The organism is Oceanobacillus neutriphilus, from assembly GCF_014645515.1.
GTDB lineage: Bacteria > Bacillota > Bacilli > Bacillales > Amphibacillaceae > Oceanobacillus > Oceanobacillus neutriphilus.
Genome location: NZ_BMLW01000002.1, coordinates 429,490 through 454,828, shown reverse-complemented (window position 1 = coordinate 454,828; position 25,339 = coordinate 429,490). Strand labels below are relative to the sequence as shown.

General features: G+C 35.6%; 24 protein-coding genes and 2 pseudogenes. 8 read left to right on the top strand and 18 right to left on the bottom strand.

Annotated elements, in window-relative coordinates:
* Position 1: 1 nt before the first annotated feature.
* Positions 2 to 688 carry a response regulator transcription factor gene (locus IEX29_RS05300; RefSeq protein ID WP_077604258.1) on the bottom strand — a complete coding sequence of 229 codons (687 nt, stop codon included), beginning with the start codon at positions 686 to 688 and terminating at the stop codon, positions 2 to 4.
* 252 nt (positions 689 to 940) lie between these two features.
* Between IEX29_RS05300 and IEX29_RS05295 the strand changes: the two genes are divergently transcribed.
* From IEX29_RS05295 to IEX29_RS05260, 8 genes are all read left to right on the top strand, one after another.
* Positions 941 to 1,162, top strand: coding sequence for an SHOCT domain-containing protein (locus tag IEX29_RS05295; protein WP_077604257.1), 222 nt, complete (start codon positions 941 to 943; stop codon positions 1,160 to 1,162).
* Between the two features lie 81 nt (positions 1,163 to 1,243).
* Positions 1,244 to 2,254 (top strand): DJ-1/PfpI family protein, encoded by a 1,011-nt coding sequence (locus tag IEX29_RS05290; RefSeq protein ID WP_077604256.1) that lies wholly within the window; start codon positions 1,244 to 1,246, stop codon positions 2,252 to 2,254.
* On the top strand, positions 2,235 to 2,705 hold the full coding sequence (locus IEX29_RS05285) for a DUF2269 family protein (protein ID WP_229683148.1): 471 nt from the start codon (positions 2,235 to 2,237) through the stop codon (positions 2,703 to 2,705). The genes IEX29_RS05290 and IEX29_RS05285 overlap by 20 nt, the downstream gene beginning before the upstream one ends.
* A 25-nt stretch (positions 2,706 to 2,730) precedes the next feature.
* Positions 2,731 to 3,345, top strand: coding sequence for a DUF2306 domain-containing protein (locus IEX29_RS05280; protein WP_077604254.1), 615 nt, complete (start codon positions 2,731 to 2,733; stop codon positions 3,343 to 3,345).
* A 94-nt stretch (positions 3,346 to 3,439) separates the two neighbouring features.
* Positions 3,440 to 4,753 (top strand): ISL3 family transposase, encoded by a 1,314-nt coding sequence (locus IEX29_RS05275; protein ID WP_229720107.1) that lies wholly within the window; start codon positions 3,440 to 3,442, stop codon positions 4,751 to 4,753.
* Between the two features lie 361 nt (positions 4,754 to 5,114).
* Positions 5,115 to 5,861 carry a MerR family transcriptional regulator gene (locus tag IEX29_RS05270; protein WP_077604253.1) on the top strand — a complete coding sequence of 249 codons (747 nt, stop codon included), beginning with the start codon at positions 5,115 to 5,117 and terminating at the stop codon, positions 5,859 to 5,861.
* Positions 5,862 to 5,874: 13 nt separating this feature from the next.
* Entirely contained in the window at positions 5,875 to 6,771 is an 897-nt protein-coding gene (locus IEX29_RS05265) for a DUF2268 domain-containing putative Zn-dependent protease (RefSeq protein ID WP_077604252.1), read from the top strand.
* Between the two features lie 148 nt (positions 6,772 to 6,919).
* Positions 6,920 to 8,206 (top strand): acyl-CoA thioesterase/bile acid-CoA:amino acid N-acyltransferase family protein, encoded by a 1,287-nt coding sequence (locus tag IEX29_RS05260; RefSeq protein WP_077604251.1) that lies wholly within the window; start codon positions 6,920 to 6,922, stop codon positions 8,204 to 8,206.
* 66 nt (positions 8,207 to 8,272) lie between these two features.
* Here IEX29_RS05260 and IEX29_RS05255 read toward each other — a convergent pair whose 3' ends face one another.
* From IEX29_RS05255 to IEX29_RS26580, 17 genes and pseudogenes are all read right to left on the bottom strand, one after another.
* Positions 8,273 to 9,184: a conjugal transfer protein gene (locus tag IEX29_RS05255; protein WP_077604250.1), complete on the bottom strand. Its 912-nt coding sequence runs from the start codon at positions 9,182 to 9,184 to the stop codon at positions 8,273 to 8,275.
* Positions 9,185 to 9,200: 16 nt separating this feature from the next.
* Entirely contained in the window at positions 9,201 to 10,241 is a 1,041-nt protein-coding gene (locus tag IEX29_RS05250) for a bifunctional lytic transglycosylase/C40 family peptidase (RefSeq protein ID WP_077604249.1), read from the bottom strand.
* The gene (locus IEX29_RS05245) at positions 10,238 to 12,412 is read right to left on the bottom strand and encodes a CD3337/EF1877 family mobilome membrane protein (protein WP_077604248.1); all 2,175 of its coding nucleotides are present in this window, start codon (positions 12,410 to 12,412) and stop codon (positions 10,238 to 10,240) included. Before IEX29_RS05245 ends, IEX29_RS05250 begins: the two co-directional genes overlap by 4 nt.
* A gap of 4 nt (positions 12,413 to 12,416) precedes the next feature.
* Entirely contained in the window at positions 12,417 to 14,864 is a 2,448-nt protein-coding gene (gene tcpF / locus IEX29_RS05240) for a conjugal transfer ATPase TcpF (RefSeq protein WP_077604247.1), read from the bottom strand.
* Positions 14,848 to 15,240 (bottom strand): conjugal transfer protein, encoded by a 393-nt coding sequence (locus IEX29_RS05235; protein ID WP_077604246.1) that lies wholly within the window; start codon positions 15,238 to 15,240, stop codon positions 14,848 to 14,850. Before IEX29_RS05235 ends, tcpF begins: the two co-directional genes overlap by 17 nt.
* 59 nt (positions 15,241 to 15,299) lie before the next feature.
* A complete protein-coding gene (locus IEX29_RS05230; protein ID WP_077604245.1) occupies positions 15,300 to 15,800 on the bottom strand; it encodes an antirestriction protein ArdA in 501 nt (166 codons plus the stop codon).
* A gap of 166 nt (positions 15,801 to 15,966) precedes the next feature.
* On the bottom strand, positions 15,967 to 16,992 hold the full coding sequence (locus IEX29_RS05225; protein WP_077604244.1) for a DUF5677 domain-containing protein: 1,026 nt from the start codon (positions 16,990 to 16,992) through the stop codon (positions 15,967 to 15,969).
* 77 nt (positions 16,993 to 17,069) lie between these two features.
* Positions 17,070 to 17,291 carry a hypothetical protein gene (locus IEX29_RS05220; RefSeq protein ID WP_077604243.1) on the bottom strand — a complete coding sequence of 74 codons (222 nt, stop codon included), beginning with the start codon at positions 17,289 to 17,291 and terminating at the stop codon, positions 17,070 to 17,072.
* Between the two features lie 15 nt (positions 17,292 to 17,306).
* The gene (mobT, locus tag IEX29_RS05215; protein WP_373290646.1) at positions 17,307 to 18,524 is read right to left on the bottom strand and encodes a MobT family relaxase; all 1,218 of its coding nucleotides are present in this window, start codon (positions 18,522 to 18,524) and stop codon (positions 17,307 to 17,309) included.
* A gap of 192 nt (positions 18,525 to 18,716) precedes the next feature.
* On the bottom strand, positions 18,717 to 20,057 hold the full coding sequence (locus tag IEX29_RS05210; protein WP_077604241.1) for an FtsK/SpoIIIE domain-containing protein: 1,341 nt from the start codon (positions 20,055 to 20,057) through the stop codon (positions 18,717 to 18,719).
* Between the two features lie 2 nt (positions 20,058 to 20,059).
* Entirely contained in the window at positions 20,060 to 20,440 is a 381-nt protein-coding gene (locus tag IEX29_RS05205) for a YdcP family protein (protein WP_077604240.1), read from the bottom strand.
* 13 nt (positions 20,441 to 20,453) lie between these two features.
* Complete coding sequence (locus IEX29_RS05200; RefSeq protein WP_077604239.1) at positions 20,454 to 20,768, bottom strand: YdcP family protein; 315 nt, start codon at positions 20,766 to 20,768, stop codon at positions 20,454 to 20,456.
* 107 nt (positions 20,769 to 20,875) lie between these two features.
* Positions 20,876 to 21,079, bottom strand: a complete 204-nt coding sequence (locus IEX29_RS05195) for a hypothetical protein (RefSeq protein WP_077604238.1) — start codon at positions 21,077 to 21,079, stop codon at positions 20,876 to 20,878.
* A gap of 320 nt (positions 21,080 to 21,399) precedes the next feature.
* Complete coding sequence (locus IEX29_RS05190; RefSeq protein WP_188733407.1) at positions 21,400 to 23,589, bottom strand: AAA family ATPase; 2,190 nt, start codon at positions 23,587 to 23,589, stop codon at positions 21,400 to 21,402.
* A 152-nt stretch (positions 23,590 to 23,741) separates the two neighbouring features.
* Positions 23,742 to 24,035 (bottom strand): annotated as a pseudogene (locus IEX29_RS26585) (antirestriction protein ArdA); the annotation flags it as partial.
* Positions 24,036 to 24,123: 88 nt separating this feature from the next.
* Positions 24,124 to 24,885 carry an abortive infection family protein gene (locus tag IEX29_RS05185; RefSeq protein ID WP_439822986.1) on the bottom strand — a complete coding sequence of 254 codons (762 nt, stop codon included), beginning with the start codon at positions 24,883 to 24,885 and terminating at the stop codon, positions 24,124 to 24,126.
* Between the two features lie 59 nt (positions 24,886 to 24,944).
* Positions 24,945 to 25,164: pseudogene (locus IEX29_RS26580) on the bottom strand (hypothetical protein).
* Positions 25,165 to 25,339 lie beyond the last annotated feature (175 nt).

The window sequence follows — 25,339 nt, the reverse complement described above, 5'->3', positions numbered from 1 at the left end:
TTTATTCTCCTTTAAAACGGTAACCTATACCCCAAACATTAAATATATATTTTGGTTTGTTTGGATCGTACTCAACTTTCTCACGTAGGCGGCTAATATGGACACGGACAGTATGTTTATCGCCAATTCCATCCCAAAATTTATCAAGTAATTGATCATAAGTAAAAACAATTTGCGGATGCTCGGCAAACAGTCGCAATAATTCATATTCTTTTGGTGTAAGTGAGATATATTTTCCCTCTACAAATACTTCTCTTGTGGATAAATCCAAAGTGAGACCACCGTAATCCAAGATTTTCCCGCTAAATCCCTTCTGGGAACTAGAGCGTCGCAATACAGCTTTCACTCGGGCAATAACCTCACCCGGAGATGCGGTTTTAACTATATAATCATCCCCCCCAATTGCCAACCCACGAATTTTATCTACATCATCACTGAGAGCGCTCAGGAAGAGGATAGGAATGTTACTCTCCTCCCGTACCTGCCGGCAGAACTCGAAACCATTTAGTCCCGGCATCATGATGTCAAGAATGATGCAATCAATTGTAACCTGCTTAAGTACGGACAGTGCTTGATCGCCGTTATAAGCAGTTTTTACATAGAAACCGTCATTTTCCAAGAAGTCTCTTAATAGTTCAACAATGCTTTTATCATCATCTACAACCATAATCGTCTGTTTTTCCTTCACAAAATCCTACCTTCCCTTCGATGCTAGTTTAAGAAACGAACCTTCCATCGAAATCTACTTTCAGTATATCACTGTTTCAACAATGATGACTTCACATCACTTTTTTGTGATGGATTGTGATTGTTTTGTGACCTTTTTGTACCATCATTTGAGACACTTAAAGGTTATTGTTTAATTGTGAAACGATCGGCGAATATTCACTATAAATAAAGTGTTTCGCCTTACTTTTATTACTCGAAGGGGGTTACACAAATGGGTTTCGAAACTCACAGTTTCTCATTCTTTCCATTCGGTGCTTTGTTTTGCCTTACACTTTTCTGCTTTATGGCGGTTCGAATCTTTGAAATTCGCTATCGTTATAAAGATTCCAATCAGAAAGACAGGGACATAACCATGATTCTTAAAAATCGGTTAGCCAAGGAAGAAATTAATGAAGCTGAGTATCAAAGGTTGAAAGAGCTTCTTACAAAATAAAAGAACGATTCTTGTGGCAAGGGCTCAAATTAATTGCCAGAAAGTTTGATTAAAATTTTAAAAAAAATGGAGGACATATGTATGAATGTTCAAATTGTGTTATTTGATGGATTTGATTTATTGGATGCAATTGCTCCTTATGAAGTGTTTGTTGCAGCTGGAATGTACTCAGAGGAGGAAATAATAGTTAAACTAGTTTCCGCTGAAGGTGAACGAATGGTGACAAGTGGGGTGAATCAATTACAACTCCAAGCAAGCGGCAAAATTGATTTATCCTCTAAAGGAATCATTCTTGTACCAGGGGCATCCGGTTCTGTTCATGATAATGGGCCAGATTCCATTCCAGTAAAATTAAAAAAAGCCACTGAAACCGAGTTAAATAATATACTACGAGAAGCAATGAAGAAAGCCGATATTTTACTTTCCACAGTTTGTGGCGGTTCTCTCATTTTAGCAATGGATGGTTTATTAGAAGGCCGCCATGCAGTAACGCATCATATGGGAATGGGTCTATTAAGTGCTACCAACGCTATTCCAGTTAGTGCCCGTATCGTAGATGATGGCGATCTTGTTACTGGCGGTGGCGTTACTTCAGGGCTCGATGTTGCACTTTATTTAGTTGAGCGAGAGTTAGGTTCCCGTATAGCACATGCTGTGGAACAACTATTTGAGTACGAGCGCAGGGGCACAGTTTGGAAAGCTGAAGGACATGCACCTAAAGAAAGCAAACATGAAAATCCAATGGAAACGACAAGTTCTCGCTCCTCTAATCAAACTGATACTGATAAGAGCTTTAATTTCCAAGGAAAATGGGATACTACGATTTCCACTCCTATTGGCGATCTTTCCGTTTTATTAGATTTATCTTCTGAAGATGGTCGTATAGTGGGAACTGCAAAACAAGGGGAGAACATTGCTACGCTGAACAACGCTGTACTGGAAGGGAATCAATTAAAATGGTCCATGAAAGTGACGAAGCCTATGCGTCTTACATTAAAATTTATCGTTTCTGTAGATGGAAACAATATGTATGGTGAAGCAAAGGCTGGTATGCTTCCCTCATCAAAATTAATTGGACATCGTATTTCTTAAGAATGGAGTTGTAGTTATGTATTCATTTATTGTATTTGTTCATGTAATAGGTGCTTTATTGCTCGGTAGTTTTCTAGCTTTTCCAGTTGCGTTTAAATCTCTTTTGTCACGTTCAGGTAATGAATTAAAAATATCTGTTAAAACATTGGTAGGTTTTACCCGCTTTGGCCATTATGCATTAATTTTGTTAATCATTACAGGAGGGTGGATGGTAATGGGATATGCCACTTATCCTTCTTTGTTATGGGTGGTGCTATCATTAATCCTGCTTATGCTTATTGGTGCTTTGATAGGTATGATACAAAATAACTTGAAACGAGTCATTCTTGCAGAGGATCCTGACAATGCGTTACAACGAAATAAGGCCAAACTAAATACACTCGGTTGGTTTACATTTGTGCTTATTTTTACTGTTGTTTTTGTTATGACAAATCGTGGTTTATTTGCCTAAATATAAGAGGAAAGGATAACGATAAATGAAAAAGAACATTTGGATCATTTTTTTAATCGTGTCGTTCATGTGGGTCATGCATACATTTTCAAAAAACTTCATGGTTGATCCCACTTTTCAGGATTTTCTTGCTAAAAAAGATGAAGTTCTAACTAACGAATCGTTGTGGATACTTATGATCAGGTTACATATAATTTTTGCTATTATCTCCCTTATCACTGGACCCTTGGGTGTGATCAAGAAATTACGAATTAAATCTATCCAATTTCATCGTTGGAATGGTCGAGTCTATTCGCTGTCTATTTTGTTAAATTTTATCCCTGGTGTTTATGTTTCTTTTTTTGCAACAGGAGGATGGTTGAGCACCATTGGATTTCTCGTTTTAAATACACTATGGTTTGGTACAACAATTCTAGGCTATATCAATATTAGAAGAAAAAACGTGATAAAGCATAGTTCATGGATGTCAAGAAGCTTCTTTCTTGCCTTTGCCAATATGATCATCTACATCATTGTGGCCATTTTACACAATGCCTTGCAATTTTCATATGGTACTTCCTACACAATTGCTGTATGGTTATGCTGGGTGATCAGTTTATGCATTGCAGAAACCATGATAAGAAAAAAAGTATTTATATAATTGGATATTAATATTAATGTGGTGTTTGAAGAAATTTATGATACTAACTTTTCCACACAATCCCAATGCCCAACTTGAGAAAAGGATAGAATAAATGTTACCCAATATGATTAACCTGTCAAACTTTGAGATTCTTGATATGAAAGAGAGTGAATATGATTACAGATTCTTAATAAAGTCAAATACTCCACCACCTTCACATTGTCCTAAATGCGGCACATTTCCTAATTTTTACAAGCGTGGTAAGAAAGATCAACTATTCTTTGATCTGCCTATGCACGGAAAACGTGTAGGCTTAATTACTAAACGACAACGGTACAGATGTCTGGAATGCAAAGAAACCTTCTTTGAAGATCTTCCTGATATGGATGTCAGTCGTTCTGTTACTAACAGGCTTATAGATTGGATTCAACAAGCAAGTCTTGAAAAGACCTTTACCAGTATTGCAGAAGAAATCGGGGTTGATGAAAAGACCGTCCGAAATATCTTTAATGACTATGTGGGAGAGCTTGAATCCCAAACAGACCTTAGAATTCCCAAATGGCTTGGTATTGATGAAGTCCATTTGCTTAAGAACTATCGTTGTGTCATTACAGACGTTGAAAACAAGTCTGTAATTGATATTTTACGAAAACGTAATAAAGATACTGTTATCAGTTACCTTTCAAAACTCCAAGATATTGATAAAATTGAACTTGTAGCAATGGATATGTGGAATCCTTATAAAAGTGCTGTTAATACAGTGATACCACATGCCAAAATCGTAATCGACAAGTTTCATGTTGTTAAATTAGCCAATGAAGCGTTAGAAAAAATCCGAAAAGCTAACCGTCAAAATGTGTCAGCCAAAGAACGCAGACAACTTATGAGAGATCGCTATGCGCTTCTTACTAGACGAAAGGATCTAAAAGATTTCGATGATCAAATTAGATTGCAAGTATGGACTGATAAATTCCCGTTACTTGGTCAAGCATACGAACTTAAGGAGCAGTTCTTTGACATTTATGAAGCTGAATCACTGAAGGAAGCCTATAAACTGTATCAAAACTGGCTTTCAAATGTTCCTAAAGAATTAATTACCTATTTTGAGGATCTGATTAAGGCAATGAACAACTGGGAAGAAGAGATATTCAATTATTTCAATTCACCCATTACAAACGCCTATACAGAGTCCCTAAATCGCTTAATTAAGACAATGAATCATATATTGGCCGTGGATACTCTTTTGAAGCTCTCAGAGCAAAGATTTTATTCACACAAGGCTATCGTAAAGTTAAAAAGAAAAAGAAATTCAAAGAAGTTGAAGTTACTTTCGGAAAAATGTTACCTGATCAATTCCCAGATTGGTCACAAACTGGCTATGAATGGGTGTATGAAGAAATCTATGGTGCTGATTTTTCCACACTGACTAAGGCAATGGAGGAGGGTTCTTTTTAGCCCTCTTTCCACACTATTTTCCGAATACCCTAAATAACAAACATATAGTGATTGAAGCCTAATGCCATGCATAATGTAGTTGCCATAAAGAGAAAATAATAGTCAAATCTACTCCATTTCACATGAAATTTCTTTCTACCATACTGTATCTAACTTCATTAAGAATTCTTTCAAACAAGTTTATTATTATAAATTGCATGTTGATCCCCTCTAATAAGAACCTTTCGCTAGCTTGAGCAATAAATAAGTTGCTATAAATAGTATTTTTTACTTTTCTATTGACTTTAACGCAGCGTAATACCTTATAGTTCCAAATGAAGGAGGTGCAAAAAGTGACAATGAGAGTAAAAGAAGTGGCTGATTTAATCGGTATTAGTACTCGCACACTACATCACTATGACCAAATTGGATTGTTGTCTCCCCAAAAAACTACCAGTGCTGGCTATCGATTATACTCAGAAGAAAACCTTAAAACATTACAACAAATTTTGTTCTTTAAAGAGCTTGGTTTTCCCCTAAAGGAAATAAAAGAGATTATCTTTAGTCCTTCATTTAATCAACAGGAGGCATTACTTCTCCAACTAAAAATGTTAGTAGAGAAACGAAATAATATCGATAAGATGATAAAAACTGTCGATAAAACAATTAAACATATGTCTGGTGAAATAAAGATGACAAATGAAGAAAAATTTGAGGGAATTAACTTTAGTCATAAAGCATATGAACAAGAAGCACGTAAACGTTGGGGAAATCAATCTGTTGAACATTTAAATGAGAAAATAAAAATAATGTCAAAGGCTGAACAAAATAGTTTATCGAAAAGATGGGTTACAATTTTTAAAAAACTTGCCCTCTTTTGTGACTATTCTGCCGAATCTCAAGATGTACAAGCTATCATAAAAGAATGGTATGATTTTTTAAATGAAAATTTTAAGAACTACTCTCTTGATGAATTTTATGGACTAGGTCTGCTTTACATGGAAGATGAACGATTTACAAAAAACATTGAACAGTATGGTGCAGGATTAACAAGATTGATGAGTGAAGCAATGAAGGTCTTTGTAGATAATCAAAAATAAAAAGGTGGTAACAATGAAATTAATAATAGAAAACACAATTGAACAATATGAACAGTTATTCTCTATGGACGAAGATAGAGAAAATTATTTTCGGTACTCCATGATGAAACCTTTTGAAAAGATGTGGAACACGATTAGTGTTCCATTAAAAGCGAAAGAACCTAATGGTTATGATGTCATCATGGCTACAAATATGCTTGGCTATCTACATGTGTCGGAAACTAATACTGGAAGAAAAGCATTAGAAAATCTGAAAAAAATTCAAGCCCTTGAAACAGCACGTAATACGTTAAATGATTGCGTTCATTTTATTGAAAAAAATAATTTAAATATAAATGCCGATGAATTAAGATTTGGAATGTATATAGCTGACCCGAAGAAACTAGAACTACAAAAAGGTTATTGCGGATTTGGTGGAATTCCAGGATTTATTCAAGTATCTATTTATCCCGATTCCTATAATACCCCTAAAATTCCTGCTGTCATTGCACATGAATTTAACCATAATATCCGTTTTTCTTACTTTGATTGGGATCATGGCAATGTAACTGTTGGTGACTATTTAATCATAGAAGGATTGGCAGAATCATTTGCAAAAGAACTGTATGGAGATGAGCTTTTAGGACCTTGGGTGACCTCTTTTGATAAAGAAGACTTAGAGTATTCTACCGAAGTAATAAAAGACGCATTAGATGTTAAGGGGTTTGCGGAAGTTAGTAGCTACATGTTCGGAGATAAAATTTCAGTGGAACAAGGATACCAACCTGTGGGGCTATCACCATTTGCTGGTTATGCTGTAGGATTCCAAGTTGTACAGTCTTTTATGAAAGAAAATAACATAGGAATTGCAGAAGCTACCCTATTAGGAACAGATGAAATAATTAATAATTGCGGATTGTTTACTAAATAAAAACGGATGAACAACCCAGACAAAAAATAATTTTTTTACCATATGAATTAATTGAAACAAAACAATCTATTTTCACTCTAAAATAATTATAAAACGAGTAATTTTCATACCATTATTATAAATTGTAGTGTAAAGAAGGAGTGAGATAATGGAACTGCCTAAAATTCATTTTTCATCTAATAGCATTTTGATTGATTCTCAGATGAAAATCTTTATTACTGGTCTCTCTCCATATGATGTTGTAACGCTTAACGCCAAAATGCGGGATAATTTGGGAACAGAATGGGAATCCCATGCTATATTTAAAGCTGATTCTGACGGAAAAATTGATTTAAGGACTGCACAACCAATGTCAGGAACTTATACTGAAGTCGATGAAACAGGGCTTTTTTGGTCTATGTTGCCTGTCTCCAATATAAAATCAAACAAACAAATATCATTAGAACCCTTGGAAACCAAATTAGTATTGATAAGACAAAAAGAAATATTGGATGTAATCTCATTGAAACGTCATTTTGTTTTACCCAAAGTTAAAAGAACCCCTATTCGTGAACAGGAATTAGTCGCAACATTTTTTTACCACTCGAGAGAGGAACCACTTCCAACCATTATTGTGCTTGGCGGGTCTGAGGGTGGTTTACATGAGGAACAGGCGGCACTTTTAGCTTCCTATGGGTTTAACACACTAGCTTTAGCTTACTTTGGTATGGAAGATTTACCAGATGAGTTGGTTAATATTCCAATTGATAATATTGAAAAAGCTATAAACTGGCTAAATAGTCAACCGAATGTAGATTCTAATAAACTTGGTATGATGGGAACATCAAAGGGTGGAGAACTAGCACTATTGTCAGCCTCCATGTTTCCAGCAATTAAGGCAGTGGTGGGGTATGTACCAAGTTCGGTTGTCTATCCTGGTATTAGTCAAAAAAATGGAAGTTCTTCCTCTTGGAATTATAAAGGAGAGGAAATTCCCTATGCAAAAGGGAAAATACCTGAAAAGGTTGGGGCTTCTTTAGGAAATTGTATACAAACAGGAAAGCCTTTAATTTTTCGGGATTGGTATCAGCATTTGGCGGAAGGACAAACGAATGCCGAAATTTCAGTAGAAAACATAAATGGTCCTGTTCTCTTGATTTCGGGTGGTGATGATAAATTGTGGCCATCAGATATAATGTCTGATAGAGTAATAGAGCGTTTAAAGCGAAACAATCATCCCTTTTATTTTGAACATAAAACCTATCCCAGTGCGGGGCATTATTTTATTGCTCCTGGCATGCCAACAACCCATTCAGATAAGATTTCTTTTGCTTCGAATTCCACAATGCTACTTGGTGGAAGCCCTCATGACAATGCGGTTGCTCATGCTGACGCTTGGAGAAAAGCAAAGGAGTTTTTCAAAGAATATTTAGGTGAAAAGAAAAGCAACTGGTGAGGACTAATAAAAATAGTAAAACAGCACGTATTCAAGATTGTTTAACGAGAATACGCGCTGCATAGTTTATTCTACAATCATCCAGTTAGAATCTTTTTCTAAAGTCAATTCATAGTGTGAAAGCTGTATCGCTTTTGTAGCTTCATCTAAATACTTCACAGTAACCCATACTTTAACCTGATCATCCTGTTCTTGGAAAACTGGATTAATCAATTCTGAAAACGTATATTCCTTCTCAATAACGGGTAAAGCATTGTTCTTCACATAATAGGTCAATTCTTTCTCTGTTGCCGCAGGATAGGAAGCAAAGAAGGTTTCTAAAAACTCAGTGACTTCTTCCACTGTTTCAGCTTCTATCATATCATCACTTTGTACCTGTTCGGGTGTGAAATCTGATTTATTCGGGCTATTCCACAAAGTAGGATTTTGCGTAATAACTAAGTTTCCTTGTTCATCTTGATAGAGGACAATGCGATAGGTAGCGTTTGTGAAAGAGCTTTCTTTATCTTCGGTAATTTTTTGTTGAACAGAGTAAACCACTGAAAAAGTATCTTCCGTTTCTTCCGATACCGACCAAATATTTATATTTTGAACACTGGAACTGGTCGGGATATCCTCTCGAACCATTTCCGTATTTAAGGCTTGTAATTCTTTTGTTAGGTAGTCTGTCAGTTTTTCGGTTCGTGCTTCCAATGCTTCAGATTCATTTTCCCATGTATAATAGTCCTTCACAAAATTTCTTGTAAAACTTTCAATCGCTGTTGTGTCTACGATATGACTTTCCACAATTTCTCTTTCATGTACCGTATGTTGATCAATCGCTGTAAAGTTTTTATAGATTCCAAAAGCTAAACTGCTAAGAAGCAATATCCATAAAAAGATGACTGATTTTTTACGTTTCCCAACCGTTTTTATTTTTCTCTTTTTTTCTTTCTTTGGATTGGCTTGTTTCTCTTTTTTACGAAAAGGCAATTTCATGTTAACTATCCCTCCATTAGTTTTTGATACGACCTGCACCAATTAAATGTTCCTGCCAGTAAGATGAAGCTAAATCAGCATAGCCGATTGGGTCTCCTGCTTGATACATTTGATTATCTCCAACGAATATACCAACGTGGGTCACATAGTTTGCAGTGTTATAAGTCGAATGAAAAAACACTAAATCGCCAGGTTCTGCTTCGGATAATGAAATGGACTCCGTAGCGTCATATTGTTCTTGGGCAGTTCGTGGCAGTTCAATCCCAGCTTTTTGATAGACCCATCGGGTTAGTCCGCTACAATCAAAAGACGTGTCAGGATTATCACCGCCAAAAACATAGGGGAAACCTTCATATTTTAATGCTTCTTCCATCACAGCCTGAAAAGTGTCATCTTCAAAAGAAGGAGATTCGCTGGAATCCGTCAAGTAAGGTTGTAACAAATCCATATAAAACATATTTCCATAGCTGTATCTCCAACCCCCGTTTTTCTCTACTGCAATGGGATTGCTATACGTTACTTTCTCTCCATTTGCTTGCTCTTTCGCAAAACTTTCCGCTAAGTCAAAACTATATGCTTTTCCGTTATTTGCCACATAATCAATAAAACCACCACCAAAGTTATAACTTTGTATGACGGTTTCTGTATCTAGTTCTTTCGCTTCGGCTGATTGTAATAACTCTGCGAAATATTTTGTGCCTTGTTCAATCGACGCTTCTGTATCTAATGTGTTAGGTGGAAGTCCTAGCGATTCGCTGGCTTGCATAACATCTTCGGCAGTACCACCACTTTCAACTGCGATAATCGCCAGCAAGATAGGAACATGTTCGCTAATATCATATTCCTTTGCATATTTCTCTACGGTTGGCTGATGGGCTAACGCATCTTCTGATAGCCCTGTGTTGTTAAGCTCATCAGAGAAACCTATATCCATAGAGGTATCGAAATCGCCATCTTCATCGGATATAAAAATGGCGACAAAAGCAAGTAAACCGAGAAAAGCTAAGAAAGCAATCCCTCCAACAATCAACGTGATTTTCGCCTTTAAAAACATCATTGGCGTTTCCTCCTAACCGCATGTCGTAGGCGGACAGGTTTTTGTCGTTGTTTTGTCTGTTTTCGTGGAAGGGAAGGACGTTGAATCATTCGCTTTTCTTTGGATTGTAACGTTTGTTTTGGCAGCCGATTAGGAGTTGTTTTAGGATGTTGTTTCTTTCTTCTGTTAGTAGCTGTATAAGGTTGTTTTGCTTTTCTATTTTGCTTATTGTTTAATGCTTGTGGTCTTTCTTTTTGTTCAGGAACTTGTCTTGGTTGGTTGTTAGGAATGGTCTTGTCTCTAGGCTTTATTTGCTGTTTCTCTTTGGCTAGAGGGGAAACAGGCTTCCTTTGTATGGTTTGTTTCTTGGAGAAATCTTTTTTCTTTTGTTGGTGATCCAATGCTTGTCGTCTTTCCGCAATGGTTTTTCGGTGCTTGCTTGTACGTTCCACATTTTCACGCTGCCTATTTTCTTTGGTTTGAGATATTCCCTTCTTAAAATCCTTCCCTGATCGTTTAATATTTTCCTTTCCTTGTGCGACAGCGTACTTTGCGGTTGTTGGTAAATCTTTGACTTGCTGTTTTCGGTGTTGAATATTGGAACGTACCCGATTTTTGGTATCTAATACCTTTCCAGTCGATTGCCCGAGTTTCTGACTTAATGATTTTTTCGCATTATTGTTTGATTCCTTCTGATTCTGTTTGTTGGCTGACAAATGCTGTAAAGGACGTAAGGGAGAAAAAGAACGTTTTGTTTTTCCCGATTGACTCATCATTTTTCCGACTGCTGCCCCAGCAGTTGCCCCTGTCAATGTCCGACCAATCGAACGCTGTAATCGTCGAGTGCTTCGGTGAGCTATCTGTCTTGGACGCCGCATAACACTTCGCCCAACTTGTTGGCTGTCATTGCTCTGTAAGTTGAACATACTCATGATGTCACCGAGTTTCATATAAATACCTGCAAAAGTTACAATCTGCAAAAAGGCAATTAAGAAGAACGGATACGAACTGGTAAGGCTATATAGCATGGACGAAATACTAAAAGCAACGGTTATGACGAGTGTAATACCAGCTCGTAACATAATGACGTTGAACAGTTTCATGATTGCCTGTTTCCCCATGTTTTCAAAGCTGGGGATCATCGACAATAAGAAACTGATTGGCAGGAAAATCGCAAATACGATAAAAAGCAGTTGGGAGAAAATCATCATTCCAGATAACAAAAATACGAATATGGAAATCCCAATATTAAACAGAAACAAGAAAAAGACCATCCCTAAGCGAGTAGTGGTCTTAGTAATCGTTAAATTCTTATTATCATGATCTTCAATTTCTGCTTTCACCACGTTCTCACGTGTTTTTCCATTTCTAGCGTCTGGACTGGTGGAAACCAGCGTGTCTACTCGCTCTTCCCTGATGGCTTCTTTATCCGAGTTATCAAATTGTAATAACAGCCATGGTTGTTCTATCTGTATCGAGAAAAGATTATTACGAATCATATCGACACTATCTTGTCCCTGACTGTTGGAACTAGGCATAAGCATTTTTGCTCCTAAATCAAGAGCAGCTTCACTCACATCCGCAGAAAAATCATTAATTTTCGTGACATACGTTGGAGCGTAAGCAATGAAAGACGCTGACAAAATAAAGACAACCAAGAAGTTAATCACAGCCCGCATGGCTTTGGTCGTTTCTTGTTTCAACAAGCCTGTATAGGCGACATAGATTCCGATAATAAGCACGAATAGTAGCAAGAAGCCGACATAGAAGCCATCTTCACCAAACCCCTGTGACGTAATGCCAGCTAGGGTCTGCATGTTTTTACCGATTGCGTTGGCGGTTTCCGAGATGAAATCAAGAGAATAGGCTTGTTGTACCAAGTATCCTGTGGCATTGGATAAATAAAGATTGATAATCCAAATAAAGTTAGTAATCGTGTATAGCCCATACATGACTTGTTTTCCAATCCCGTCATCCCAATTCCAAGGCAGCCAATCCCAGCCAGAATCAACGAAAAAATCTAATTGGTAATGGTCAAGTGGATAAAGGGAATAAAGATTATCTTCGGAAACCGTATCATCGACCAAACCAGCAGCATTGGTAACTGTAAGCAGAGAAAGAAACAATAAAAAAATGACCGCACTTAGGAGCACCGCCACCATAACAATCTTTTTCAATTTTCGTTTATCCATTTCATCACTGCCTTTCTGCGACAGGTGGTCTGGTATCAAAGGCTTCAAATAAATCTTCGAAAACAGGATGGACTTGTATAATCCCAACACGCCCGTATAAATCTTGCATGAGACATTGACCATTTTCTAGTTCTCGTAACCGTCTTTGATTCTCTTCATCTTCCGAATCCACCCCAAAAAATTGAAGCGTTTTTTGAATTTCTGTACTGTCTCTGGAACGAAAGGCAAACTTGACACCGATATTATTTTTGAGCTTTTCATCGGTTAAATCTGACGAGTTTTGGGTAACAAAGTATACACCAGCATTCATGGCACGACCAGCTCGTACCAGTTTATTAGATAGCGTTTTTCCTTGAGCGATTTGAAGGAAAGCCCATGCCTCATCCAAGTCTACAATCTTAAAAATGCTGCGGTCAGAGTGGATAAAATCTAAGGCGAACGTGGAAATAATAATCATCATGGCAACACTTAAAAGCTCCATTGTCGTGTATTCTTCAAAGCTGGTTTCTGCGTCAGGTAAAACTAAATCTGCCACCTGTATAATATTGAGCTGTTTCTCTAAACTAATTGAGTTTTGCACCGTTCCGTCTGAAAAGAGAAGGTGGGCGAAATCATAATCGGTAAAACTTTCGATATGGTCAGCAATCGTGGCAGCTAATGGATTCGGGTCACTCCTTAACTCTTGAATGACCAGAAGCAAGCCACATTCTTCCTGCTGTCCAACCGCACGAATTGCTTTTCGTAAAACAGGAAACTTGTCTCCGTCCCGACTGGATATGCCTGTAAGGAAGGTAAGAATATCAATCGCCAGACTTTCGGAATCCTTCTTGTTTTCCATAATGACATAAGGGTCGAGTAAGCCTTTATTCGCTTCTTCACTAGTGAGGTTCACCACATTAATTTCTTCGGCAATATCAGGCAAGGTTTCTTTCCAATTTCCTCGTTCTGATTTGGGATCAACGATAAGTGCTTGACCACCATATAGCACCGCATAATAAACAAGCAGGTTATTAGAAAAGGATTTCCCACCACCAAGCGAGCCGAGAAAAGCAGAAGCTAACGCATTCGTGACAGAACCTTGTACCCCTTGACTAGCAAGGCTAGGATTCAAATAGACATTACGCCCTGTATCTAAATTGTAACCAAAATAAATACCTTCCGTTTCCCCTAACATTTGCGTTGCACCAAAACCTAACCCCGCCAAAAAGTCTGACGTGACATATTGAATATAGTCGTTCATATAACGTTTGCTGGCAGGAATAAATTCACCATGAAGCCCTAACATATCACCAAATGGGCGAACGAGTTTGACGTTTAAATCATCGTAAAAATCTTTGACCTCATTACACCGCTGTTTTAACTCATCTAAGTTAGAAGCAGATACCCGAATGACATAGCTTAACTTATACATGGATTCCTTGCTTTGATCGAGTACATCTTCCAATTCGTTCACTTGTTCTAAGGCTTCTAATACATTACTGCCCGTTTCATTATCGGATTCTGCCGCATGATTATCTAAGTCTTGAAGCTCTTTCTTTTTATTTCTTACGGTTGTTAACGCCTTTTTGTTAGTGACGATTTCAACGTGCATAGAGGTATCAATCGGAAAATCAAACTGTTGTTGCTGGTAATAGAAGATTTCATCACTAGGAAATTCTAAATCGCCAACAATCGAATTAATCGTAAAGTAAGCAGCATATGTTGTTTGTTCTTCCTGATCCAATTTAATATAACGTTGATTTTCTGTAATTAAACAGCGAGTGGGTTTTATCAGGTCAAACTGTTTCACATAGGTTTCTTTTTCGCCTTTTTCATAAGCAAGTTCATAATTGTAATCTTCAAAGGCAATACCTGATTGTCCATGAAGGTGTTCGATTAAATACCCCATATCATCTTTGGTGAGTGGGCGTACTTTAAAACGTTTAGCAATTTTATTTTGTAACAACGATTCCATTTTCAAAAACCGTTCAATTTCAGTATGGGGCATAGAAACAAAGTCACCCATAACATGATGGTTCACGTCACGTATAAAACTGGAAAGAGAGGATGTCACCGATTTCCCCATTGACTTGATACTGACTTCTTCTTCATTTAGTAAAAGTTTAAAGCCGATGAAGAAACGATAATCCACTTGATGTTCGCCCAGCATAGAGGTAAGTGCTTCTGTCTGGTCGTCAATTCGTTCATAAGCGACTTCTTGAAGCCTTCCTGTCACTTGTTTTTTGCTTCGTTCTTGTACAGTGCGAATGCTGCTTTCCGTACTAATTTGTAAAGCATGTATTTTCCCGTCTTGATTCTGTGCAATCAACTGTCTAAAATGTTCGTGTACCTGAATCTTTTCATCTTCGGACAGAAAGGAATAGTTATATGGCAGCAGCTCATAGTACGCAAAACATTCTCCGTCATGGTTAAATACTAAGTTATTCTCGATATATTTAATCGGATAGCCCATGTACTTCACTCCTTACACTAGTGATAGAGTTATCAAAAGTTTGTTTTTGAAGTTTTACCGCTTTGCCTGCATATGTCATTTTCGGGCGAAAATAATACGTCACTACGGATTTAAGAAATCCATATGGTTTTTTTCCATCAAAACTTTTTTTAGACATAAACCACGTTAGCAGCAAAGGAACCCCAACATATTTTAATAATGCACCATCAATCAAAGAGAGTGGAGGGAGGTTTCCCAATAACATGACGACCAAAAGAGAAAGCACAAACCAAGTCATCTGATTAAACGTAACGGGAAATGGCAAACGAAAATCATTAATCGCATAAATGATTTTCTCTACTGACCAAATGCGAGTGTAGCTTTTTAATTTCTTCAATTCGATTCATCCTTTCCAAAGAAAGAAGCAGCCTGTTAGGAAACAAGCTGCTTATCCGTTTATCCGACATATTCAAATACCCCATGATTAGTGACAAGAAAATTCGCTCCAATCTCAAGGTCACGCCCATAGGCTTGATAATCAATATAGTTTTGTAAATAAGCAGGTATATCTCCTAGTGTTCCTGATTCCTCTATCAGATACCTTGCTACATCCTCCATGTTGTCACAATCGGAATAACAAATAATATCGTCTTTGTTTTCTAACAATTCTTCGATATTATTAAACCAGTATCCATCAATTTCTGACAGAGCGTCATACAAGGGAGTTCCTTCGATTTCCTGTACCATTTCGCATAACCGATTAATTTCGGAAATAGGTGTGTACTCATGGATTTCAAATGGTAATTCAAAATCGTGTATGGCGTATTCTTCATATTCACCGTTTAAGCCAATTCGTTCTTTTACTTCCTCCATATCAATAGGAGGGGAGAACCAAGCACCAACCAATTCACCTTCGTTATACTTCCCGAGGTTTGCTATATAGACCTGCATTTCCATTGGTTATCACATCCTTTTATAAAAAATTGCCATAAAAAAAGCACCAGCAAGGTATTTGCTGATACTTAAAATGGGCTTGTTAATCCCTTCCGCACTCCGTTTGGATCACCAGTTTTTTACGAAACATAAGAAAATCGCTTATCTTTCATAAAAGAACAGGTACGATTTAATTCCCCTTGTTAACTTCATCTTCATAACTGGTCATACTTTCATCCCATAGTTTTTCTTCTTCAGGAAATATCAAATCATGTGTCTTAAAATATATTTCTCTGATAATATCAATCCAATTTTGAATATATTTTATTGCTACAAGACTATCTCCTGAGGGATGAATAGTTAAAAACATTGTAGTGATTTGAGCTAAAGAAATTGCTGAATGTTCTGCTGGTGTTGTAATACCAAAATCACTTCTTCCCGATGGAATAACGTCTTTGGGTGTCATATTGCTTAATCTGGCAAAAGTTCCTTGAGGAGAAGCATGGACTATTTTATTTGCTAAATCATATTGGCGTCTCCAAACAGTAGAATTAATATCACAATTTTTTTGTATATCATTAAAGCTTATAAATCTTTTTATTGTTGGAAAAACACCACTTGTTCTTGCCCATTCATATCGATCTTCTGTATTAGAAGATTGTATGAATGCTTTTGCCACTGGTTCACCATGTTCTTTAATGAAAGAAGAGATTATTGCAAGCTCATACATAGAACGCCATCTAGCATATGCTCCATCCGCAAAACCATTTTTCATCAATGTAATAATCTCAAGAAATTGTTGCATTGCTCGACCATGTATATGTTGCATTGCTGTGAAAACATGAGAAGATTCCTGCAATTGGTCTTGGGGTAAGTTATTTACATGTTCAACATATGATTGAGCTGCTTCGATTACCATGATATACATTGACTCAGAAGCTACAAATGCTTTGTTCCACTTTTGCTCTTGAATCGATAAAAACTCTTGTTCTTCAGCACGAAATAGCATTACTTGTTCATACATAGTATCTCTCATGTAACCTGTAGTATCATTAGCCATCCTAGTGTACATATCTTTAAATATTTTATCTAAATCTACTTCCTCAAATTTTTTAATTATTTCATCTGCTTCTTCTTGAGTTTTAGCTTTTTCTAATTGCTCTTCTAGTAGTTTCATAAAAGTGTCTTGTAAAAATTCGTTAGTATAATCAGCCATTAAATCATTTCCCTTTCTTTCTCCGAATATACGCTACATTTAATTATAGCAAGCATACAAACTAATGACTATATTTTTTAAGCCCCAATAATTCTGTTAAATAGGTTTAATAATACATCTTTTACGCCTGCCGCATTAAAGACTAATCCGACAGCTACCAACGCAATGACGAGAAACCCAATTAATTTAGAAAATTCCCGTTTGAAACCAAGATAAATACCAATGACCACAATTGCCATTAAAACTAAAGATTGTGCATTATCTAAAAACCAGTTATACAAATTCTGCCCGAAATTCATATGTTTTGCTCCTTTCTAATCTTCATCTTTGAAAATCCGAATCACATCATCGGTCATCATTGCTTGCTGCATAAGCAATTTTTGGTGACGCTTGGTTAATTTAGCCTGTTGCAGCATATCCTTCATTACCGTTGTTTCGTTGACTTCATCCAGCTTTGTTGCCAGTTTCCATGTGGGTGCGACCTGTCTTGCTAGCCACCGTAATGTTTTATCAATGGTATAGGGTTCAGGCTTTGTGGTTAACGATATTTTTCGATTTTCTCCTAAATCTAAAAAATGTTGCCATGCCGCATTTACTTTCCAACTACTTCGACGTTTTTTTTCATCCTTATCAACAAATCGTATATAGCGATTGATGATAGAAAAAGCGGTTCGTCCAGCGTCCTCAAAACTCATTAGATCAACAATCGCATGATAGGCACGATCATTTTTCAATCGGATTTCTAAGCGATTTTTCACCTCTGTATCTTCCAGTGAAATACCATATTTAACGAATTGTTCATAGTCCTTCTCATAGAGACAAAAATATACGTCACTTTTTAGAGAACCGATATACAGGGTGTTTCCCATGTCTGGTTTATCTTCACCATGTACCAAATCCCCAGAGCGATAACTTTTAAAACTGCGAAAAACAGAAATACATTCTTCGTTATGGCATTTCTTCGTGAGTAATGGAATATCCAAAATGCCTGTCTTATCATTCATCGCAAGGTCAATGCGTTTAAATACACCACCAACACGAAAGACATCGACAAAGAAATCAAACCATGTTCGCTGTTGGGCTAGTAGAAAATTTTCAAATTGACGACATCCTTTTCCTTTCAATTCGAGCAAGCAGCCTTTATCTTCATCAGGCGAAACCATGACAACAATATCGCCAAAGACATATTGTTCAAGGTACGAATAAAAAGCAAAATCCTCATGTAGCATGTATTCTATTTTCAACTGTAAAATATCCTCAATCACTAGAAGTGGATCAGTAGTGATAAATCGGATTCGCACATAATCAAACAAGATTTCCAGTGGTGAATCTGGATTAAATTGTTCCAGCACCTCAAACAAGGCGTTTTGCAAGGAATCAGAAGGAGTTACTTTTCCTGTCTCGATTTCACTTATATATTGCCTTGTAATGCCAACATGTACTGCCAGCTTATTTTGTGATACACCATATTCTAACCGTTTGTCTTTTAATACTTGATACCAAGGCATATGATTCATGTGCATTCCTCCCAACTAAAAAAAGATGTCAACTAGAGTGTAAAAGCTGACATCTTACTCATGTGTTTCAAACCTTTGTGGCATAAGGGTTCATGGGTTTTTGAAACAGTTTCCTATTGTTTTTCTACCCCCCTGTTAGAAACGGGGGGTTAAGGCTTAGCCCAGCACAGCGGCTTTTGCGTTGCACGCCGCTGCACTGGGCAGCCTTTAGTTTGCGAGTTTTCCGATTTCCTTTAAGAAATCATGCTCGTTTGGCACAAGCGGCGTGTAAAATTCAGAGATCACACTATCCCCTTTATCAATATAACCACGTCCTTTGATTTGTTTGAGGAAAAACTGTTTTTGTACGTCGCTTCCGAACATCATGCCGAATCCGAGTTCGCTCATACGACCTAAAGCTACCCGAAAGTTAAATTGATCTCTTATTCCATCCCCAAGATATTTTGCGTCTGGACGTTGACAGGCTAAGACTAGGAAAAAGCCTGCTTGCCTCCCAAGCATGACAATCTGTTTCAACTTACTTAAAACGGCTGTATTTTCTTTGGAAGTAAGCAACTCCATAAACGCTACGTACTCGTCAAATATCAAAAAGTGTGGGGACAATCCTAAATAAGCATAGTTTTCTCCTGTTTTATAGCCTTCCATTTGTTTCATTTCTTCACTTCGAGCCATCATGGCTTCATGGAATTGGTCAATACATGCCATTATATCTTCTTTCTTGTAATGCACATCTGACATTACAGTGGTTAAGTCTGCTAAATCAGCGTTTTTAGGGTCAAGGATATATAGTTTAGCGTTTGTTTTGAGTAAGGCTTCAATGAGTGTCAAAATAAAATATGTTTTGCCACCGCCAGTTCCGCCAGCAATTAACATATGCGGTAGCTTATCGTATTCCCAATACACTGATTCCATGAGCTTTAAGCTACCATTTTGAGCAATAACTTCCTCAATAGAAATACGGTTCGCAATTGTGTCATAAAGTAGGATATACTCCACAAAGGAATCATGTAATTCTTTTGATACCAACTCACAATACAAGCCACTTTCCAACCTCTTTTCCAAATTTAATAATGGCTCTTGATATTTTCCGAGTGTAATTTCCACTTGAATATGCAGCAATCCTTTCTCAAAACGATAATAGATTTTAGGATAGTGGCTGATTTTCTCCTTTGCTTTATCAGAAGGGATGTCTTTAAAGAAACTTTCTTTGGTGACTTGTTTTGTTTCATACCAACCGTTTCCAAGTATCATTTTAGCGAGTTTTTGACGGTGAATAATCTGTTTGAGGTGGTCATACCGATAACAGTAATAGACAAAAGCACAACCGCCCGTCAATACAAGACTGATAAGCAGCGTCATTAATCCATACGTACTAATAAAATGAGCTTGAAATATATCAAGCTGCCATTTAGTAGATAGTAAAAAGGATAGGTGAAAGGGTGTAAAAAAGAGAAGCCATGTTCCAACTAACCGAGTAAATACAAACTGAAAAACGAGAGAAGCGTCTTTTTCTTTAATCCGTTTCCCTCGTCTTTTAAGAAGTTTCATATTTATTTATCCTTATCGGGTGGTTTATTTACGGATTTATCACTAACTGGTGCAGCTTTTCCTTTTAACACCAAATCATCTGCCTTGATATACCAATCCAAATCAGCTCCACGAAAGGTGGCAGTAGCGACTGTATCAGCTACAGGATTGACCATTTCTACCTGTGCGTTATAATCAAATTCCTTTAAGGGGACAGAAGCAGGTATACTGACTTGAATCATCCGTCCTTGTTCTTTCGATTTTAAATCATAGGTACGTTCTTTCACTTCGGTTGAAACCGTACCATCCTCATTTTGAAGAAAGACTTCTCTTCGTAATGCCGAAAACTTCAATATTCCAAAAGTCTTTTCTTTATCAATAATAATGCCTTGTGCTAATCTCACCTGTGATTCCTCCTTATGCTTTGACGATATCGTCTGCATGTAGTATATAGTTCGTAAACCCACGATCCCCAATTTTATAACCTTCTGCGGTAATACGTGCATTGACTAATTTTACGCTGTCCTCATGTTCAAAGAATTTTTCGCCAGCTTCATTAGGGAGTATGACTTCAATATCATCTGCCCGTTGAACATCTGAATAAAGATTATAACTACGAGATAGAGTGGTCATTCGTCCATTAATCCGTCGCTGTTCGACTTTGCCTTCTCCTGCATATTCTAAGTTACCGAATGTTTTTTCCATGTTCGGTATTACATATTTTAATTCCATGATACAGACCTCTTTTCTAATTTTAGTTTTTGATTCATGGTTCATAATTAGACATAAAGGGAGTGGGAGGGGAGCGAGAGTTAAACATCTGCATGATTCATCGCTCCTTATGCGTCTTGAAAACGATAATCTACTCGTCCATAAATCACACACCAAAACACAACCATTGTTTCTCCTTGTTTATCACGAACCAATTTCCCATGAAGAAAAAACGGATAATCTTCAATTTCTATCTCATTTAATACAAAATTGTCGTCAATCCATTGCATGACTTTATCTTCATATATTTCTTGCTCTTTCAAAGACATCATGCTCATTCTCCTTTTCATTTAAATTAGTCAAAACAACTGTCTGTTTCTAAATAATTTTAAAAAAAATAGACACCTCATTTTGAAGTGCCTATCTATTTCTTATTTAATTTTCATAATGGAAGTATCTTTTATTGTTCTTCACTTTTTTAGGATGTATAGTCGTATCAAGACTCTTTCAAAAGTAGTAAATTAGTGGTAAAAAAGATTACTTAATCCTAGAAAAGCATTGATAAATCCAATAATTATGCGGATAATCTGATTTTTACACTATTTTTTAATCGTAAAAAAAGAGCTATTTAAGAAAATCGCCAACTATAATTTTAAGGAGTGGGTACACCCATCATCATATTATAGTGTTGAATATGTCCTAGTTTGTAGAATACTAACCGAAATATTCGTTTATAGTTTTCAATATTTTCTTCATCAAAGGCTATAACAAAATCATCGCTTATAAAATGTGAGCCATCATTAATACCGGATACTAAAGCTTTGCAAACTATCTTATCTGTACCGTCAAATTCATTAATACATTTTTCATAATCCATATCACCAATAATCTTGAAATAATACTCCAATATTCGACGCATAGTGTTAAAAGAAGTTACTGTTGATATTTTATCAGAGATAAGCTCACGCCACATCAATTGATAAGTTGATTCAATAGGATTTGTATCGTAGATGTGAAAAGTACTTACATTATCTTTTTTCCTCACAATACCAAACAGAGCTTCCTCTTTAGAAAATTGTTTTCGACTGCCTAAAAAAGTAATTTCTTTATGGAAGTAGACATTATGAGTAAGGACAAAGGCTTGTTTAATGCCATTATCATTATTTTTACAATCATTAATTAAATTCTTTACTAATGTACTTACAATGAATAGAACATTACTGTCCAAACTAGAAATGGGATCATCAATTACAACTACTTTATTTGCCGATATCCCTGTTTTTTCCTGACTTCCATATACCAAATAGTAAAAATATAAAAATGTAATAAAATTATATTCTCCTTCACTAAGTGTGCTGCTAGCATTTGTACCATCATCTCTTAAAATGAGGTAAGTACCTTTTTGGTTTTCATTTTCTTTAAGATGAAATCCTTTGAAATCAAACTTTGTAAGAATGTTATTAATTTCTGTAACAGTTGGTACAACACTAGTTAGAGAATCTTCAATAGTTTCAATGTTAGTTTTATTATCTTGAATTTTCTTTTTTAAGGTTGAAATTTGTTGTCCAATAGAATCTTTAGCTTTTTGCTTTCCATTTGTAAAATTTAGATAATCTTCCAAGTCTACTTTCAATTCATTAACAATGTAATCCCAAAGTAAGTTTTTACAATTTATTTGTTCTTGTTTTTGATTTTTTACAATATTATTATTAGAAATAATTGCATTGTTATATGCTTCTATAATTTGGTTCATCTCTTCAATTAGCTTTTTAACACTATTTATAGTAATTTTGTTTGACGGTGAGTTTAATTTTTTTTGCAATTCTTCGTTGTTTAATTTCAATTGACTATTAAATAATTCATATTCGGTTTCTAGCTTCGAAGTATCAATAAATGGAATTGTTGTTTTTAAAATTTCAGAAAGAGTACTTTCAATCCTATTAAAATAAGTATTATAATTAAAAATAAATTCTTTAATGGATTGGCAATCTTTTTCATACTCTTCATCAAAATAACCTACAATTTCTTGTTGGATTTCTTTAGACAATGTTTGTTGGCAAAATGGGCATTGTTGATTTGAATTAGGAATATATTCTAACCCTTGTTTTACCCAATCGCTGTTTTTGAGTAATTCTATCAATTGTCCCATTGGGGTATCTTTACTACCTGTGATTACTTTTTGAAGTAAATCAGATTCTTCAATAGTTCGAATTTCAGTAATATCAATAGTAGGAAACTTAGTATAAACTTGACTTTCTTTAGAAAATGAAATATCGTACTTTTCTTTTATTTTATCTATGCTTTCAGCACCTTTCTTATCCCATTTTTCATAAACACTAATACAATTATCAAAAAATTTTTGTTTGCTTTTTCTGTAACCAACTAGAGCGTTGCTAAAGCTATTCCCTATGTCTTGTTGGAGCTTCCAACACTTATCCATAACTAACCCTTTTTTTGAAGTAATTTCTTCATCAAATTTTTTAATAGTTTCTTCTTTTTTATCAATCATACTCGATTTTTCTTGATTTTCAGTCTCTAGTTTTTTTAACTCCTCTTGAGCTTGAATAGAATCCTCACCCAAAGTAAAAATCCCTTTTACACTACTGGTAGATTGGCTAAAGTTGTCCTCTACAAATTGTTTGTTATAAACCAAAGTCTTGATGCTACTCGAATTTTTCATTTCTACCAAACAATCATCAGATAAATCGAAATTGCCTATTAAATTAGAAATTGTAGTTTTTCCACTTCCGTTACTTCCATATATAAAATTTAATTTTTTAGGAAGTATTTCTACAGGATTACTATACGTAGCTATTTTATGAATCAGCATTTTTTCTATCATTTTTATTCTCCTTGTAAAATGTCCTCTATTATTATTATCGTACATTTAGCAAAAAGTTAAAATGAAATCAGTTTTTAATCTAAGTTCTTTAGTATAAATTAAGGTATATATTCAAATAAACCAAGAGAAGTAACAAGAAAATTACCCTTGATTTACATATCACGTCCGAGTGCTTGATAGTCAATATAATTCTATAAATTGGTAGGTACTTCACCAAGTAGACCTGATACTTTCATATAGTAAAGTGCCAAATCTTCCATCGAATCACAACCGCTGTAACATATAATACTGTTTAGATTTTCCAGTGTTTCTTCAACGCTATTAAACCAGTAACTTTATATTTCGACAAGAGCGTCATAAAGCGGAATTCCTTCGATATCTTGTACCATAGCACTCAAACGATTGATTTCAGTAATAGGGGTGTACTCATGGATTACATATTCTTCATTTCGCAATATAGACTTGCATTTTCATTGGTTATCACGTCCTTTTTATAAAAACAGTCATAAAAAAAGTAGCAGTCAGTTAATGACGCTACTTATCAAGGTATCCACTAATGTAATCTGTAACTGTACTTGCAATACCTATTATTAGTTTTGCTTCTCTTTTTCCAATAATATTTGTATTAGGATGTGCAAGTGAATGTCTATTTCTTGCTTCGTTAAGAGAATTAATCATTCCATTTGATGACCTTATTGTTGTCTTCACCATATCAGCAAGGTCAGCAGGTTGAATTTCTTTTTCAATTAACGTTTGTATCCTATTATATAATTTAGATAGACTTTCGTCTCTAGGGGCTGTAATTCCAAAATTTTTTAGTATTTCAATTAAGTATCCATGAAAAGCGGTGTGCACTCTATCAAATGCACGTGGATATTCACCATTACTCATGAAAGACTCAGCATCTTCTATGGCTTGTGAGACCACATCACTAATTTTCAACGGACTAAAGTCGATTACTTCGTAATTCTCTGGAAGTGGTACTAAAATAGTATCTACTAATACATTATCACCTTGTTTATCATATATAGAGCTTGCTGTCTGGGTGAGCAAATCTTTATGACTTTCAAAAAAATCTAAATCATCAAAAGGAACTTTTATTTTAAGATAGGTACAAAGTGTATTCCATCCCCTGATGTATCCTTTATAATAAGTAAAATCTTCAGTCTCATCTAAAGTCACATCTGATATTTTTATTTTAGAAACAATTTTATTAACTCCTTCATGATAATTTGAAGAGCTCTTTCTTTCTAGTGTTTTAATTAATATTGATTTAAACTGGTCATCTGTAAACATATTTATAAATCCTTTCATAATAAAAAATATATATTTTATTTTATCATGAAAAATCTGAGCTACGCACCAATAATTCGATTGAATAAGTTTAACAATACGTCTTTTAAACCAGCTGCATTAAAGATTAATCCTACTGCAACCAAAGCAATAATAAAAAACAGTCAGTTTGAAATACTCAAGCCTAAATACTAAATAAATACCAATCAAGACAATTATCATATGCATTAAGGACTGTGCATTACCTAAGATCCGATTATACAAATTCTGCTCAAAATTCACTTTCTGTCTCCCAATGTTTTTATCCAAAAAAAATCATGTCAGATGAGAATATCCCAAATGCCAAAAAATCGAGTTTCTATAAAATTCTGCAATGCATGGATTATTTAATTCTGGTATCTCTAATAGGTTATTGTTAAACTGGTATCATATCTTTATCTTCTATTTAGATATCGTT

What these genes read in the sequence shown, in the direction of transcription:
- IEX29_RS05295 (WP_077604257.1), top strand. Translation starts at nt 941, where the DNA reads ATGGGTTTCGAAACTCACAGTTTCTCATTCTTTCCATTCGGTGCTTTG.
- IEX29_RS05255 (WP_077604250.1), bottom strand. Translation starts at nt 9,184, where the DNA reads ATGAAATTGCCTTTTCGTAAAAAAGAGAAACAAGCCAATCCAAAGAAA.
- IEX29_RS05265 (WP_077604252.1), top strand. Translation starts at nt 5,875, where the DNA reads ATGAAATTAATAATAGAAAACACAATTGAACAATATGAACAGTTATTC.
- IEX29_RS05195 (WP_077604238.1), bottom strand. Translation starts at nt 21,079, where the DNA reads ATGATGTCTTTGAAAGAGCAAGAAATATATGAAGATAAAGTCATGCAA.
- IEX29_RS05250 (WP_077604249.1), bottom strand. Translation starts at nt 10,241, where the DNA reads ATGATGTTTTTAAAGGCGAAAATCACGTTGATTGTTGGAGGGATTGCT.
- IEX29_RS05220 (WP_077604243.1), bottom strand. Translation starts at nt 17,291, where the DNA reads ATGAATTTCGGGCAGAATTTGTATAACTGGTTTTTAGATAATGCACAA.
- IEX29_RS05280 (WP_077604254.1), top strand. Translation starts at nt 2,731, where the DNA reads ATGAAAAAGAACATTTGGATCATTTTTTTAATCGTGTCGTTCATGTGG.
- IEX29_RS05245 (WP_077604248.1), bottom strand. Translation starts at nt 12,412, where the DNA reads ATGGATAAACGAAAATTGAAAAAGATTGTTATGGTGGCGGTGCTCCTA.
- IEX29_RS05190 (WP_188733407.1), bottom strand. Translation starts at nt 23,589, where the DNA reads ATGATAGAAAAAATGCTGATTCATAAAATAGCTACGTATAGTAATCCT.
- IEX29_RS05185 (WP_439822986.1), bottom strand. Translation starts at nt 24,885, where the DNA reads ATGTTTACAGATGACCAGTTTAAATCAATATTAATTAAAACACTAGAA.
- IEX29_RS05200 (WP_077604239.1), bottom strand. Translation starts at nt 20,768, where the DNA reads ATGGAATTAAAATATGTAATACCGAACATGGAAAAAACATTCGGTAAC.
- IEX29_RS05275 (WP_229720107.1), top strand. Translation starts at nt 3,440, where the DNA reads ATGTTACCCAATATGATTAACCTGTCAAACTTTGAGATTCTTGATATG.
- IEX29_RS05260 (WP_077604251.1), top strand. Translation starts at nt 6,920, where the DNA reads ATGGAACTGCCTAAAATTCATTTTTCATCTAATAGCATTTTGATTGAT.
- IEX29_RS05225 (WP_077604244.1), bottom strand. Translation starts at nt 16,992, where the DNA reads ATGGCTGATTATACTAACGAATTTTTACAAGACACTTTTATGAAACTA.
- IEX29_RS05210 (WP_077604241.1), bottom strand. Translation starts at nt 20,057, where the DNA reads ATGAAACTTCTTAAAAGACGAGGGAAACGGATTAAAGAAAAAGACGCT.
- IEX29_RS05290 (WP_077604256.1), top strand. Translation starts at nt 1,244, where the DNA reads ATGAATGTTCAAATTGTGTTATTTGATGGATTTGATTTATTGGATGCA.
- tcpF (WP_077604247.1), bottom strand. Translation starts at nt 14,864, where the DNA reads ATGGGCTATCCGATTAAATATATCGAGAATAACTTAGTATTTAACCAT.
- IEX29_RS05230 (WP_077604245.1), bottom strand. Translation starts at nt 15,800, where the DNA reads ATGGAAATGCAGGTCTATATAGCAAACCTCGGGAAGTATAACGAAGGT.